Here is a 15258-nt window from a genome sequence, read left to right as displayed (position 1 = left end):
AAAATAAGATACTATCCACATATTTTCATTATTTCCATTAAATTTGTAACCGACAACAGGAAAAGCGCATGGCGAAGCAAAAAAAAATTATCAACCGCGAAATTTCGTGGCTTCATTTTAACGGAAGAGTGTTACAGGAAGCAATGGATCCTGCGAATCCGTTGATTGAGCGACTGCGGTTTTTGGGCATCTTTTCCAACAACCGGGATGAATTTTTCAGGGTACGGGTAGCCTCGGTAAAAAGGCTGATTGAAATGGAAAACACGCGTTACCGTCGCGATATTGACTTTTCGCCCAAACGAATCCTGAAACAGATTCTTAAGGTGGTGGAACAACAGGAAAAACTTTATAATCAAACTTTTCTGGAGATAAAAGATGCCCTGCGCAAAAATCATGTTTTCTTCGTAAACGAGACGGAAATCGATGAAGAACAGGGCCGGTTTGTACGACAGTTTTTCTCGGAGTACCTGCGGCCTTTTCTCTTCCCCATCATGTTAAAAAACCTGAAGAGTTCGGATTTCCTGCGGGATAAATTCATTTACCTCGCCGTGGTTTTACACGATTCCAAAGGCGTTCTTGACGATGACTATGCGCTGATTATGGTTCCGACTCACCGGTTTTCGCGTTTTTTGCTTCTTCCGGAAAAATCGGGGAAACAATACGTCATGATGCTGGATGACGTGATCCGGTTTGGACTGGACGATGTTTTTAAACCTTTTGATTTTGACACTTTTAGTGCTTATACCATAAAAATAACCCGTGACGCTGAGTTGGATATCGACAACGATTTTTCCAAGAGTTTTTATGAGCTGATGAGCGAAAGTCTGGAGCAGCGTAAACGGGGCCTTCCTGTACGGTTTGTATACGACAGTGAAATCCCGGAAACTTTGCTGAAGAAACTATTGAAAAAATTGGACATTTCGGGAGAAGACAGTTTGCGTGGCGGCGGGCGCTATCACAACTTCCGCGATTTTATCGGATTCCCGTCATTAGGAAAATCCCATCTGATTTATCCGGAGATGAAACCCTCGCCACATCCGTTGCTTAAAAAGGCCAGCAACATCCTGAAGGTGATTCGTCGTCAGGACATCATGCTGCATTATCCCTACCAGTCGTTTCAATACCTTGTTGACTTGCTCCGCGAGGCTTCCATCGATCCCAAAGTAAGGGCCATCAAAATGACCTTTTACCGGGCAGCACAAAATTCCAACGTCATCAACGCCCTGATTAATGCGGCCCGAAACGGGAAAAAAGTTACGGTATTTCTTGAGATCCAGGCCCGGTTTGACGAAAAAGCCAACATTTACTGGGCCGGCCGGCTGAAAGAAGAAGGCGTAAAAATCATTAAAAACCTTCCGGGATATAAAGTGCATGCCAAATTAATGCTGATTCGCCGGAAAGAAGAAGGGCAAAACATCTATTATGCCCACATCAGCACCGGCAATTTTAACGAATCGACAGCGAAAGTTTATGCCGACAGCGGATTATTTACCGCCAATCAAGAAATTGCCAAAGAGGTGAATATGCTCTTCCACCTGCTTGAATCGCCCTACACGCCACCCAAATTCAAACACTTTCTTGTGGCGCCTTATTACATGCGCAAAAACATCATTAAGCTGCTAAACACCGAAATAAAAAATGCCAAAGCCGGAAAAGAGGCCTGGGCGATCATAAAGCTCAACAGTCTGGTAGATAAAAAACTGGTGCGAAAACTCAGCCAGGCTTCCAATGCAGGTGTAAAAATTCAAATTATCTGCCGGGGAATCTGTGTGATGGTACCGGGAATTCGCGGCTTTAGCGAAAATATCGAAATTACCGGGGTTGTAGATAAATTTCTGGAACACGCCCGGGTAATGGTTTTTGCCAATGGCGGAAATCCGAAATATTATATTTCGTCGGCCGACTGGATGATCCGGAATTTTGACCACCGGTTTGAAGTAGCCTGCCCGGTTTTTGACCCGAAAATACAAGAAGAACTGATGTTGATGTTACAGATTCAGTTACGAGACAATGTAAAAGCCCGTTACATCAACAGCGACCCGATCAATCAGTACAAAAAACCGGCACCGGGAGAAAAGCCGGTACGATCGCAGTTTTATCTGTACGATTATTTTAAAAAGCTGGCCGAAACGGAACAATCCGGGTAGTTTCTGCGACCGGCTCCACAGAACCCTGCCGGAGGAGTGGAAAAACAGCCCGGTAAAGAACCGCTCAAAGCGTTATAAAAGCATTATCAGCAAAGGGAAAAGCGGCTCATGAGAGGGAAACAGCAGCTGCAGAAAAAATAAATGGAAAAAATATTGGTCAGTTTGCAGAATGTTTCTATTTTTGCACCCCAAATTCAAGAAACAATTTTACTATGTATTTAACTGTAGAAAAGAAGAAAGAAATTTTCGCAAAGTACGGTAAGGATGATCAGGATACCGGATCGGCAGAAGGCCAGATCGCACTGTTTACCTACCGTATTCAACACTTAACCGAGCACCTGAAACGCAACAAAAAGGATGTGTTTACACAGCGGTCGCTCGTAAGAATGGTCGGGAAACGCAGAAAACTGCTCGATTATCTGAAAGAAAAGGATATCGAAAGATACCGCGCCATTATTAAAGATTTGGGGCTCAGAAAATAATCTGCCCTTCACACAAAAAAAGGCAATTTAGTGAATTGCCTTTTTTTGTGTTTATAAAAGCTGACAGAAACACTGATTTTACAACCCGGTTTTCCATCTTTTCCAGACACTCGTTCAAAAAGTTGATGAAGCATCCTTCTGCCAGCCCGATGAAAAAAAACAAAAAATATCTAAATTCAAATTATGTCAGCACAAGCTATTATTAAGACGTTTCAAATGGCAGACGGTACTACCATCTCCATTGAAACCGGCAGACTTGCCAAACAGGCCGACGGTTCGGCTGTTGTAAAAATGGGAAACACCATGCTTCTCGCTACCGTTGTAGCCGCTCAGGAAGCCAAAGAAGAGGTAGATTTTATGCCTCTTTCGGTAGATTACAAAGAAAAATATGCTGCCACGGGAAAATTCCCGGGCGGATTCTTCAAACGGGAAGGTCGTCCTTCCGAATATGAAATTTTAATTTCACGCTTGGTAGACCGTGCACTGCGTCCACTGTTTCCGGAAGATTTCCATGCGGAAACCCAGGTTATTATCCAGTTAATTTCCGGCGGCGATGATGTGGCTCCGGATGCTTTGGCAGCATTGGCTGCTTCTTCGGCACTGGCCGTTTCCGACATCCCGTTCAACGGACCTATTTCGGAAGTTCGCGTGGCCCTGATCGACGGAAAATACGTGATCAACCCGGGAATCAGCGAAATGGAAGAAGCTGACCTGGAGCTGATGGTAGCTGCCAGCGAAGACAATATCATGATGGTGGAAGGCGAACTGAAAGAAGTTTCAGAAAAAGTGATGCTGGAAGCCATTAAAGTAGCGCACGAAGCCATTAAAATTCAGTGCCAGGCACAAAAAGAACTGGCCGATATGGTAGAAAAGGCAAAAACCAAACGCGAATATTGCCACGAAACCAACGACGAAGAGCTGAAAAAACAGGTAAAAGAAGCGACCTACCAAAAATGCTATGACATTGCCCTGCAGGGAAATCCGGATAAACACGCCCGCTCGGAAGCCTTTAAAGCGGTTCGCGAAGCGTTCATCGAATCGCTTCCGGAAGAAGAACGCGAAGAAAAAACACCGCTGGTTAAACGCTATTTCCACGATGTGGAAAAAGAAGCCGTGCGGAATGCGGTACTGAACGAAAGAGTACGGCTCGACGGACGGAAACTGAACGAAATTCGTCCTATCTGGTGCGAAGTAGATTATCTGCCGTCAGCACACGGCTCTGCCATCTTTACCCGCGGAGAAACCCAGGCTTTGGTTTCCTGTACGCTCGGGAACAAAATGGACGAGCAAACCATTGACGGGGCAGTTATCGAAGGCAGTTCAAAATTCATTTTGCATTACAACTTCCCCGGATTTTCTACCGGTGAAGTACGGCGCTTTGGCAGCCCCGGACGCCGCGAAATCGGACATGGTAACCTTGCCATGCGGGCACTGAAATTTGTCCTTCCTGATGACGATGACAATCCGTATACCATTCGTATTGTTTCCGATATTTTGGAATCCAATGGTTCTTCATCCATGGCCACGGTCTGCGGCGGCACGCTGGCACTGATGGATGCCGGCGTAAAAATCAAAAAACCGGTAGCCGGTATTGCCATGGGATTAATCACCGACAGCGAAAGCGGAAAATACGCCGTATTGTCCGACATTTTGGGTGACGAAGACCACCTGGGAGACATGGACTTTAAAGTAACCGGAACCAAAGACGGAATTACGGCCTGCCAGATGGACATCAAAGTGGATGGCCTCTCCTACTCCGTATTGGAAGAAGCTCTGGAACAGGCCCGCCAGGGACGCTTGCACATTTTAGGCGAAATGGCCAAAACCATTACCGAACCCCGTGCCGATTACAAAGACAATGTTCCGCGTATTGAACGCATGATGATTTCCAAAGAATTTATCGGTGCAGTGATTGGCCCCGGTGGAAAAGTGATTCAGGAAATGCAACGCGAAACCAATACCACCATTGTGATTGAAGAAGTGGGGAATTATGGCGTCATCGACATCGTATCGCCCGATAAAGCATCCATCGAAGCAGCCAAGAGCCGCATCCGCGGTATTGTTGCCGTACCGGAAGTAGGCGAAGTATATGAAGGCACCGTAAAAAGTGTTGTTCCGTTTGGTGCTTTTGTGGAAATCTTACCCGGTAAAGAAGGCTTGTTGCACATTTCCGAAATCGACTGGCGCCGGATTGAAAAAGTAGAAAATGTTTTACATGAAGGCGACAAAGTTAAAGTGAAACTCATTGGTATTGACGAGCGAAACGGGAAAATGAAACTGTCCCGTAAAGCCCTCATAAAAAGACCCGAAAGAAAATAATTCGGGAATACGAAACCTTTCATGGAAATTAACGTAGTCAATAAACCAAAAAACAAAAGGAACAAAGCATGAGGCAGCTGAAAATCACCAAACAGGTTACTAATCGTGAAACCGCTTCTCTTGACAAGTATTTACAGGAAATCGGGAAAGTGGATTTGATTACCGCCGAGCAGGAAGTAGAACTGGCAAGAAGAATCAAACAGGGCGACAAAAAAGCCCTGGAAGAATTGACCAAAGCCAATCTGCGTTTTGTGGTTTCCGTATCCAAACAATATCAAAATCAGGGATTAAGCCTTCCTGACTTGATTAACGAAGGAAACCTCGGACTCATCAAAGCCGCACAGCGTTTTGACGAAACCAGGGGATTTAAATTTATTTCCTATGCCGTATGGTGGATTCGCCAGTCGATTTTACAGGCCCTGGCAGAACAATCCAGAATTGTCCGCCTTCCGCTGAATAAGATTGGTTCCATCAATAAAATCAATAAAGCCACGGCAAAACTGGAACAGGAATTTGAACGCGAGCCTGATTATAAAGAGATTGCCAGCATCCTTGACATGACCGAAAACGAAGTCAAAGAATCGAAAAGAAATGCCGGACGGCATATTTCGATGGATGCTCCGCTGATTCAGGATGAAGACAACAACATGTACGATGTCCTGAAAAGCGAAGAATCGGTCACTCCGGAAACCGGACTGCTGTACGAATCGTTACGGAAAGAAATTGACCGGGCCATTTCTACATTGACACAGCGTGAAGCAGATGTCATCCGGCTCTATTTCGGACTGAACGGCGGTCATCCCATGACGTTGGAAGAAATTGGTGAGAAATTTGATTTGACCCGCGAAAGAGTGCGTCAAATCAAAGAAAAAGCTATCCGGCGCCTGAAACAGACTTCACGCAGTAAGATCTTAAAATCTTATCTCGGATAGAGACAATAATCAAGCATTTGTAAAAAAAGCGCCCAAAAGGCGCTTTTTTTTATGTCTTTATTCAAAAAATTCCGGTTTAAAATTCAACAGATAAACTTTTTGTGTGGCCCGGGTAAACGCAGTGTACAGCCAGCGAAGATACTCTATGTTTATTCTTTCATCCGGCAGGTAACCCGGATCAATAAAAACCACCGGCCACTGTCCTCCCTGCGTTTTATGACAGGTAATCGCATAAGCATATTTTACGTGCAAAGCATTGAAATAAGGATCTTTTTTAATGGCGGCCAACCGTTTGGAACGTTGTGGAACCGACATATAATCCAACGAAACCTGATCAAAAAACCGTCGTTGTTCTTCGGCTGAAATATCCGGTCCATCCGTCTCCAGGGTATCCAGAAGCAACTGAACCGTCAGCTCCTTTTCATCCGGATAATCTTCCAAGCGGATCTCGGCCTCAGCAAAACGAAAACCATACATCTCTTCAATATGGTTCACCCTGACAATCTGAATCATATCGCCATTGGCGATAAATCCGGCTGCCGAATCCGATGGCAACCAGAAATAATTGTTTTTCACCACCATCAGCCGGTCTCCGGCTTCCGGCTCCCTTTCGCGCATCTGTATCCGGCTTCGGATCTGTTCATTGTACCGGTTTGCCATTTTATTGCTACGGGTAATCACAATACTGCCGGTATTTTCATCTCCGGAAAAAGCCGTCTGCATCAGATCTTCCAGCATATAGGCATCTTCCACGATCTGCACATCCTGGCCAATGTGTTTCCACAAGAAAAATGGAGGATTGGCATCCTGTTTCTCTATTTTCTTCCGGAGAAGGGTAGCCAGCGAAAGAATAGCCGAATCCTGTACCTGCCGCATCACTTCGCGCATCTCAAACGAAAAAGCGGTAAGATGAAAAGCCGTCTGCAGATAACCGGTATCCAGTGCAGGGCTCATGTCCAGCCCTACCGGCGGAAGCTGGGCCGAATCGCCCACCAGCAACAATTTATTTCCTTTTCCCGAAAAAACATACTGCATCAAATCATCCAAAAGACTTCCTGAAGAAAATTCCTGCCGGTTATCCTGAATCATGGACGCTTCATCCACAATAAAAACAGCCTGTTCCAGCGGATTGGACGACAACACCAAATTCCAACGGCCGTCATCACGTACCACCGAACGGTAAATCCACCGGTGAATGGTATACGCTTTCAAACCGGTATATTGCGCCAACACTTTAGCCGCTCTTCCTGTAGGCGCCAGCAAAACAAACCGCCGCTGATTGCCCCGCAAATAATGAACAAAAGCACTGATCAACGAGGTTTTCCCCGTTCCGGCATAACCACGCAATAAATACAAAGGATTGGTTTTTGTACTCATCCCAAAAGCAGCAAGATGCCGGATAGCCGTTTCCTGATCGCGGGTAGGCCGGTACTGAAACCGGCTGAGAATACCTTCTATTTCATGTTGTAACGTTGTCATCAGGCTGTTTAAAACGGGTATCCGATTCCAAAGTTCACCACCACATTGTTCCACTGTAATTTATCAAGACGCCACCGTTCGCCCAATGGATAAGCCGGATCCTGCAAAGGCACCGCAAAATCGAGCCGGAAAATAAAAAAAGTAAAATCAAACCGGAGACCAAATCCGGCATCTATCGCGATTTCCTTGGCAAAAGTATCCCAGGCAAATTCGCCGCCCGGAAAAGTAGGAACGGCTTTCAGGTTCCAAATGTTTCCGGCATCTACAAAAAAGGCCCCTTTAAAAAAGTCGATCACCGGAAACCGGAACTCCGCATTCGCTTCCAGTTGTATGTCCCCTACCCGCTCGTAATCGCCTATGCCGGTATACGAACCGGGGCCCAGCGTACGGAACCGCCAGGCACGCATTCCGTTGGCACCGCCGGCAAAAAAGCCTTTCTCAAAAGGAACGACCGACGAGTTCAAATAAGGAACGGCCATTCCGATAAGGCCTCTGAGCACCAGCGACTTTCCCTGATTGTCAAATTGAATATAATGACGGTAATCCACAATAAAACGGAAATACTGCGAATAAGGAACGCCAAAAAAAGTATAATTTCCCAAAGTATCTTTCGATCCGCCAAATGTCTTGTTGATGCCCCGCAACAAGTTACCCGAAGTTTCCATATCCAGCCGGACATAATCAAAATTTCCCGGACGGTGTAATTGCTGATTATTGAAAATGATACTGTATCGCAAACCGGCGATCATGTGATCTGAATATTGTTCTTTCAACTGCTGGTTGGTTTCTTTATCCAGAATATCCCGAAACTCAGGGGTAGGATTTACTTTTACAAAATTCAAATTGATCGGGGTTAAAACATGCTTGAGATATTTTCCCTGCTTCCATGAATAACTATACTCTACATTACTGATACTCTGCGAATAATAAGGACGCACTTTATAACTGTATCCGGCTCCGATACGGGTTTCCGCCATGCCGTTGACCCGAAATCTCCGGAAAGGGAAAAGTGTCATCGGAAAAATAACCGAAGCATCTACCCCGGCTTCAAATGTGTTGAACAGCCCGTTATCGTTTCCTACGACAGCAACAGAATCACTGGCCAGTTTACCAATATGCTGGGCTTCAAATCCCCCCATAAAACGCAGATGAAAAACTTCAGCACGCTTAAAAATATTTTTATTGGAATACGAAATAATCCCGTTTACGCCCAGGTCACCACTGGAATTGGTTCCCACCGTTTCCACCGAAAGCGTATTTAATTTTCCGGTCTGCATCTGAATACGGGCATGTAAATACCCCGTTTGAGCCGTATCATTGGAAGGATCTTTCAAAGGCTCAAAACTCACATTAGACGACTTCAATATTTTGTAATTAAACAAATTCCGGTAGGTCTTTTTTACCTCTTTATCCGAGTAAACCTGGCCCGGTTTCAAATAAATGGCATTATCAAATGTGGAAAGAGAAAAACGCTGGGGCTCCCGGCAAAAATAATTGTAATGATAAATACCGGTATCTTTCCGGAACCGGATAACATGGTCAAAATGAAGATATTGCGCATGACCAAAAGGATCGTAATCAGGAATAACATCCACCGTGTCAATAAAATAACGGATATGCGGAAAAGCCACCAGCTTGGAAGGATTATTTTTTGCCGGTAATTCGCGCGGCCGGATTACCTCCTTTACCGTAGCTTCATGACTCTTCAGATTGGTATCGACCACAAACTGAATATAATTCCGGTTGAAGTAGTAATACCCTTTATTACGCAGTAAAGCCGTAATACGGTCACGCTCATCATCCATGGTATACGCATTATACACATCGCCGGGCTTTAACAACGATTCTTTTTTCACATTCTTTAAAAAAGGATTCAGCGTAGTATCCATAATAACCAGTCTCACCGAATCGTACCGATACGGTTTGGACGGAAAAATCCGGTATTCCACATCCGCCCATTTCTTTTTCGGATTATACCGGACATTGTACTTTACCTTCGAATGAAAAAAACCAATATCCCCCAGATATTTCTCCATATTCCGGGCATTTCGTTCTACATCTTCTTTATAAAAGTAAACCGGTTTTTCCCCAAATTTTTTATTCCGCCATTCGCTAAACTTGGTATGCTTTTTCTCATTTTTATAATAATTCCACAATTCAGCCCGCCAGAAAAGGAACTTTTTGTTGTGTTTTGGCTGCAAATAAGGCTTCAGATCACTCAATTTTATCTCCGGATACGATTTGTCTTCCAAAACAATCTTGCTGTTATTTACAAGATACCTGCCCGGAGGGACATACTTTTTCACCGAACAGGAATACATCCCGGCCAACAACAAAATCAACAGAAGAAATATGCTAAGTTTCAGACGTTTCAATTTACAGCAGTTCTTATGCAAAGCTAAAAAAAGATGAATAAACTCGACAGGATAAAAAAGATATTCCTCTGGCATCATTTTCTTACGGCGTGTCCCCGCCCGTCCGGGCGGCGCCGGGCTTTTCGCTGTAGTCCGGGCAGCACAGCCCGTGTCCGCCAGTCGCCTCCGGGGGCTCCCTCGTCGCCCCGGTTTCTCCGGCTTCCAAACCGGCTGTACTGCCCGGCGCCGCCGCTTCAATCCCTCACGCAGAAAACCTTTTAAAAATTCTATCAAAAAATAAAAAAAGCGCTTGTGCATTTAAAATATCCATGTATATTTGCACCCTCAAATGAAGGGAGCTTAGCTCAGCTGGTTCAGAGCACCTGCCTTACAAGCAGGGGGTCACTGGTTCGAATCCAGTAGTTCCCACAGACAAAGGGAAAAAGGATGCTTTTTAAAAGCGTCCTTTTTTTATTTTACAACCATGTATTACTTTTATATCCTCTACTCGGAAAGAACAAACCGGTACTACATCGGCCACACAGAAAACCTTTTGCAGCGATTAAAAAAACACAACACCGACCATAAAGGGTATACCGGAAAAGTAAATGACTGGGAAATCGTTTACACCGAAGTATTTCATTCCAAATCCGAAGCTTATGCCCGTGAACGGCAAGTGAAAAACTGGAAAAGCAGAAAAGCTATAAAACGATTAATCAACAAATGAGTAATTACAGGTTTATTTACTAAACGGTGTCATCAGCTGGTTCAGTGCATCCCGACTTCCCAAGTCGGGAGGGTCACTGGTTCGAATCCAGTAGTTCCCACAAACAAAAGGAAAAAGGATGCTTTTCAAAAGCGTCCTTTTTTTATTTTACAGCCATGTATTACTTTTATATCCTCTACTCGGAAAGAACAAACCGGTACTACATCGGCCACACGGAAAACATTTTGCAGCGATTAAAAAAACACAATAGCAATCACAAATCAAAATATACTTTTTTTGCATTCTAAAATACGAGAGGCATAACTATCCCGAAAGGGATAAAACAAAAATAACCCTGTACGAAGTGCAGGGAAAAACCAAAAAAAGATCATAACCCTGAAAGGGTTAAATAAAATACAATCATTAATTATTGATTCACGCATTTTAACCGATTTAGCTTTATAATAACAAGAAGAGATAAAAGTTGAATCCCTTCAGGATTCAGCAGTACTGTTGCTTTCCAGCCTGCCGGTTTTACCGGCAGTTATTCCTATTCAATCCTTCGGGATTAAATATTCAAAACAGCCCATTTTTGTATAAACCTTTATCAAAATTTCATTCGGCACATTTACCTGCGATAATCACCTTTCTTCTCCCTTGCATTTCTCCTAAAAAGGATGTATTATTGTTTGTAAAACAACAATTATCATGTTCTGGCAGAGCCGCCCTTTTCTGCGCATCTTACCTCTTTATGTAGCCGGCATCATAGCTGCACACGAACTTTTACCGGAAAATTATCCTGCCCTGCCCGTCTTTTACCTGTTATCAGCCATATTCATATTGTCAATCGTTCTGGTTTACTTTTTTCGCCCCGCCTATCGTTATCGATGGATCAGCACCTTTTTCCTTTATCTTGGTTTGTTTCTTGCAGGGATCACTCTTACACTGCAAAAAACAGCCCGTTACCGGTTATCCATTCCGGCAAAAAGAACTTTTTGGAGCGGAAGCATTTGTTCCGATCCCATATTAAAAAAACAAACCATCCGGTTTGTCTTCAAAGGCAAGCCGGTTACTCCGGAAAATATCCGGCAACCCCCCGTTAAACTCCTGGTTTTTCTAAAAGGCAATTCAATTCCTGATTCGCTACAGGAAGATGCAAGAATTACTTTTTACGGTTCTCCCCAACCGGTTTCTGCTCCCCAAAACCCGGGAGAATTTGATTACCGGCAATACCTGGCTAATCAGCAAATCGGATACACTGTTTTCATCGACTCCCACTCATGGCGTGTCGTTGGTTCTCCCGTTTCCCATTCTCTTTCCGGGCGCTTTGCCCGATGGAGAAAAAAACTGTTGCATATACTCGACCAACAAAAGCTCAATAAAACAGAAAAATCCATTGCAGCGGCTATTTTGCTGGGAAAACAGGAAATGATTCAACCGGAAATCTACCAAAACTTTACGGCGGCAGGCGCCGTACATATTCTTTGCGTTTCCGGTCTTCACGTCGGAATCATTTTTCTTATTTTCCATTTTTTACTCCGGTTTCTTGTGCGATTAAAAAACGGAGAAAACATACGCCGTGCAATATTGATACTTATCATCTGGGGATATGCCCTGCTTACCGGACTTTCGCCTTCGGTCACACGGGCAGCAACCATGCTTTCGCTATTTATCTTTGCCGAAATGCTTGGTCGCGATTACGACCGCTTCAACCTGTTGGCCGCTTCTGCATTTTTACTTCTGCTGTTCAATCCGCCGATGCTTTACAACGTAGGATTCCAATTAAGTTACGCTGCAGTAGGCGGTATTTTTCTGTTCTATTTTCCGCTTTACCGGGCTGTTTATTTTCGTCATCGGTTGCCGCAAATATTTTGGGCAGTACTGGCCGTTTCCCTCTCCGCACAAGCCGGAGCTTTTGCCATAGCCGCTCATTATTTCCATCAGTTTCCGGTTTACTTTTTACTGACCAATCTTACCGTTTTTCTACTCTCCTATTTCATCATCATTTTCGGGCTGGCTCTTCTTTTGTTTTCTCCGGTTCCTTTCCTCTCTAAAATCTTTGCTCTTCTCCTGGCCCAATCCATTGACATCCTTGTCCATATCGTTCATTTTGTGGCTTCTCTTCCCCATGCAGTAATGGTTGACATTTATTTTCCCTGGATAATTGTTTTTGGCGTATTCGCCCTGCTGTTCATGGTTTATTTTCTGTTAAAGCACAAAAATTTACATCTGCTTCTCCCGATGCTTGCCCTGATGCTCCTGCTGGAAAGTATACACACCGGATTCCATTATCAGCAATGGAAACAGCAAAAGCTGATTGTTTATGCCATACCCCGCCATACTGCCATCGACCTGATAGCAGGGAAACAACACATCACGCTGATAGATACCGGACTTTTGAACCATCCGGAAAAAACGGCTTACTTTTTGGAAAATGAGCGGATTGCATTGGAACTGAAAAGAAACGATTTTCCGTTAAACGGAAAAGATATGCTTACCCGGTTTGCTTTTTACCAATCCGGATTCGGGCAAATCGGAAAAATCCGGTTTTTTGTCTCTCTCCCCCATCAAAAATACTACCCAGCTTTACAACACAAAATAAAGGTCAATTATTTAATTTGCCGGGCACCCTGGAAAACTTCCCTTCACGAAATAGAAAAATCAATCTCCTTTCAGAGAGTAATTTTGGACAAATCGCTCCGGAAATGGGAAAAATCAAAAATCACACACCAATTAAAAGAGTTAAAAATCAGCTATATAGACACTCAAAAAACAGGAGCTTTTATCAAATCCATAACACAAAAATAATTTTTCAAAAATTGTTTGCAGATTTAAAAAAAGCCTTTATTTTTGCAGTCCCATTTAAGGGGAGTTCATCAAAAAGGTCTGGTAGTTCAGTTTGGTTAGAATACCTGCCTGTCACGCAGGGGGTCGCGGGTTCGAGTCCCGTCCAGACCGCCTTTTTAAACTCAAGCCCCTGATTTTCAGGGGCTTTTTTATTTCCAAGTGGCAATAATGTGCCCAAAAGATTGCCAATACCGATATTATCCCAAAAAGTGTGTAAAGTGCATCTTAACTAAATTTGAGGTTGAAAAACTTTAAAACATTTAGTTTATGAAAAGAATACACTTTACACAGGAGCAAATTACAAAGATTTTAGGAGAAATTGCAGAAAAAGAAGGAGGATATCAGGAAGTTTTAAAAATTAGTCTTGAAGCGATGATGCGCGCCGAACGGGAAGAGCACAATAAATCGGAAGGCGACATGAGCAACGGCTACCGCATACGCAGGACATTTGGACAGGGAAAGATATTAGAACTACAGGTTCCACGAAGTCGCAAAGGGCATTTTTATCCGATTTTGTTAAGTCTGTTACGAGACCAGGAAGAAGAATGCAGGCGGATGGCTTTCAGTTTGTATGGTGCGGGATTGACCACGGAACAAGTAGGGAATATCTTTGGGGAGATATACGGCAGGCAGTACAGCACAAGTCAGATTAGCAGGATGTTTGAGTTTGCCCGTTCCGATGTACAAAGGTGGTTGCAAAGGCCATTAGAACCTTACTATCCGATATTATACATTGATGCCACCTTTATCTACACACGCAGAATAGACCATGTAAGTAAAGAAGCTTATTACACTATTCTGGGGGTACGCAAAGACCGTACACGAGAGGTTCTGGCTGTTGTCAACTTTCCTACCGAGAGTGCTCAGGCGTGGGAAGATGTGTTTATCGATTTAAAAAGTCGAGGGATGAAACAAGCCGGTTTAATCGTATGCGATAGTCTTTCATCAATAGAAACATCTATATGGAAACATTTCCCGGGTACAGAAGTTCAATTATGTACCATTCATCTGCAACGCAACGTACAAAAACGCATTAAGCCAAAAGATAAAGCACAGGTGGCAGATGATTTTAAGGATGTATTTCGTACAGGGGATCGTTATGATAATAAATCCAAAGGATGGGAACGTTGGGTAAACTTTTGCAATAAATGGGGCCGCTATTACCCTTCGATAAAGCGAATGGTTTATAATCAACGCTACAAACTCTACTTTACCTATCTTGATTATGATTACAGAATTCACAGTATGATTTACTCAACCAATTGGATAGAACGTCTCAACAGAGATTATAAAAGAACAACGCGTATGCGGGGAGCTTTGCCTAATCCGGAGGCAACTATATTGTTGCTGGGATATGTTGCTATGACAAGAAGTGCATACCAAAGAAAGTTACCGAAAATAAATTATGAAACGGAAAAATTACAATGGGAAGAATGAATGGAAGTTCGCTCCGGCTACGCCTCCGCTTCACTTCCATTCATTAAAAAAAAATTAAAAAATGAATAACTTTGCTTTTAGTTTAAGAGCTCATTACACACAAAAAGGGATACTACCCCAATACCTAATTTTTAGTATAAACCTTTATTGATGCCTTAAGATTTTCAGGTGAATGTCACCTGCCCTCCCTCCTTGGCGCAAGTCTTGTGCGCAAGCTCCGCGTGTGGCTGACTTGGGCACCAATTACTAGATGATTACTCTTCTTTCTTTAATTTCAAATCTTCCGGAACGCCCAATTCCTTTCGCTTTTGTAAATATTCTTTCCATTTATAGGGGCCATAAACATTAGAATAAATTGCTCTTTCCCTTATACTGTCAGATCCAACATAAATATTCTTTTCTTTTTTGTTTAGTATCCAATATTGTAAAAATGTACTTTCTTTAAATGTTTTATTTGCTTCTCTATAGGTCATATTATTAATATTCGGAACACTGTCCCATGGACGCTGGGCTGCAATAATAAATGTGGAATCAAAAGCATAATCCAGTACTTCA

The 15258-nt window shown here is 43.4% G+C and carries 12 protein-coding genes and 2 tRNA genes; 11 read left to right on the top strand and 3 right to left on the bottom strand.

All coding sequences use genetic code 11. The annotated features are described in order from the left end of the window. The first annotated feature begins 68 nt into the window (after positions 1–68). The 4 genes from ppk1 to LA303_RS07015 all read left to right on the top strand — a co-directional run bounded on the left by ppk1 (position 69) and on the right by LA303_RS07015 (position 5880). A complete protein-coding gene (ppk1, locus tag LA303_RS07030) occupies positions 69–2147 on the top strand; it encodes a polyphosphate kinase 1 (protein WP_240524580.1) in 2079 nt (692 codons plus the stop codon). 212 nt (positions 2148–2359) lie between these two features. Continuing rightward, positions 2360–2629 carry a 30S ribosomal protein S15 gene (rpsO, locus tag LA303_RS07025; protein WP_240524579.1) on the top strand — a complete coding sequence of 90 codons (270 nt, stop codon included), beginning with the start codon at positions 2360–2362 and terminating at the stop codon, positions 2627–2629. A gap of 183 nt (positions 2630–2812) precedes the next feature. Next, positions 2813–4948 carry a polyribonucleotide nucleotidyltransferase gene (pnp, locus tag LA303_RS07020; RefSeq protein ID WP_240524578.1) on the top strand — a complete coding sequence of 712 codons (2136 nt, stop codon included), beginning with the start codon at positions 2813–2815 and terminating at the stop codon, positions 4946–4948. Between the two features lie 68 nt (positions 4949–5016). Beyond that, a complete protein-coding gene (locus LA303_RS07015; RefSeq protein WP_240524577.1) occupies positions 5017–5880 on the top strand; it encodes a sigma-70 family RNA polymerase sigma factor in 864 nt (287 codons plus the stop codon). 57 nt (positions 5881–5937) lie between these two features. Here LA303_RS07015 and LA303_RS07010 read toward each other — a convergent pair whose 3' ends face one another. Both LA303_RS07010 and tamL read right to left on the bottom strand, forming a co-directional pair. Beyond that, positions 5938–7359, bottom strand: coding sequence for an ATP-dependent DNA helicase (locus LA303_RS07010; protein WP_240524576.1), 1422 nt, complete (start codon positions 7357–7359; stop codon positions 5938–5940). Positions 7360–7367: 8 nt separating this feature from the next. Beyond that, on the bottom strand, positions 7368–9734 hold the full coding sequence (tamL, locus tag LA303_RS07005) for a translocation and assembly module lipoprotein TamL (RefSeq protein WP_240524575.1): 2367 nt from the start codon (positions 9732–9734) through the stop codon (positions 7368–7370). 33 nt (positions 9735–9767) lie between these two features. On the opposite strand from tamL, the gene LA303_RS07000 reads away from it, so the two are divergent. The 7 genes from LA303_RS07000 (at position 9768) to LA303_RS06975 (ending at position 14703) form a co-directional block, all read left to right on the top strand. Then, positions 9768–9995: a hypothetical protein gene (locus LA303_RS07000; protein ID WP_240524574.1), complete on the top strand. Its 228-nt coding sequence runs from the start codon at positions 9768–9770 to the stop codon at positions 9993–9995. A 72-nt stretch (positions 9996–10067) separates the two neighbouring features. Beyond that, a tRNA-Val gene (locus LA303_RS06995) sits at positions 10068–10142 on the top strand. Between the two features lie 55 nt (positions 10143–10197). Continuing rightward, on the top strand, positions 10198–10440 hold the full coding sequence (locus LA303_RS06990; protein WP_240524573.1) for a GIY-YIG nuclease family protein: 243 nt from the start codon (positions 10198–10200) through the stop codon (positions 10438–10440). 155 nt (positions 10441–10595) lie between these two features. Beyond that, positions 10596–10727 carry a GIY-YIG nuclease family protein gene (locus LA303_RS13590; protein ID WP_394371560.1) on the top strand — a complete coding sequence of 44 codons (132 nt, stop codon included), beginning with the start codon at positions 10596–10598 and terminating at the stop codon, positions 10725–10727. A gap of 400 nt (positions 10728–11127) precedes the next feature. Beyond that, entirely contained in the window at positions 11128–13227 is a 2100-nt protein-coding gene (locus LA303_RS06985) for a ComEC/Rec2 family competence protein (protein ID WP_240524572.1), read from the top strand. Between the two features lie 75 nt (positions 13228–13302). After that, positions 13303–13377: transfer RNA gene (locus LA303_RS06980), tRNA-Asp, on the top strand. 156 nt (positions 13378–13533) lie between these two features. Continuing rightward, a complete protein-coding gene (locus tag LA303_RS06975; protein ID WP_240524571.1) occupies positions 13534–14703 on the top strand; it encodes an IS256 family transposase in 1170 nt (389 codons plus the stop codon). A 254-nt stretch (positions 14704–14957) separates the two neighbouring features. Here the strand turns inward: LA303_RS06975 and LA303_RS06970 are convergent, their stop codons facing one another. After that, positions 14958–15176 carry a hypothetical protein gene (locus LA303_RS06970; RefSeq protein ID WP_240524570.1) on the bottom strand — a complete coding sequence of 73 codons (219 nt, stop codon included), beginning with the start codon at positions 15174–15176 and terminating at the stop codon, positions 14958–14960. Positions 15177–15258 lie beyond the last annotated feature (82 nt).

The sequence above is a fragment of the Candidatus Sulfidibacterium hydrothermale genome, assembly GCF_020149915.1.
Taxonomy (GTDB): Bacteria; Bacteroidota; Bacteroidia; order Bacteroidales; family F082; genus Sulfidibacterium; species Sulfidibacterium hydrothermale.
The sequence above is the reverse complement of the archived record's forward strand: the minus strand, read 5'-3'. Positions and strand labels throughout refer to the sequence as shown.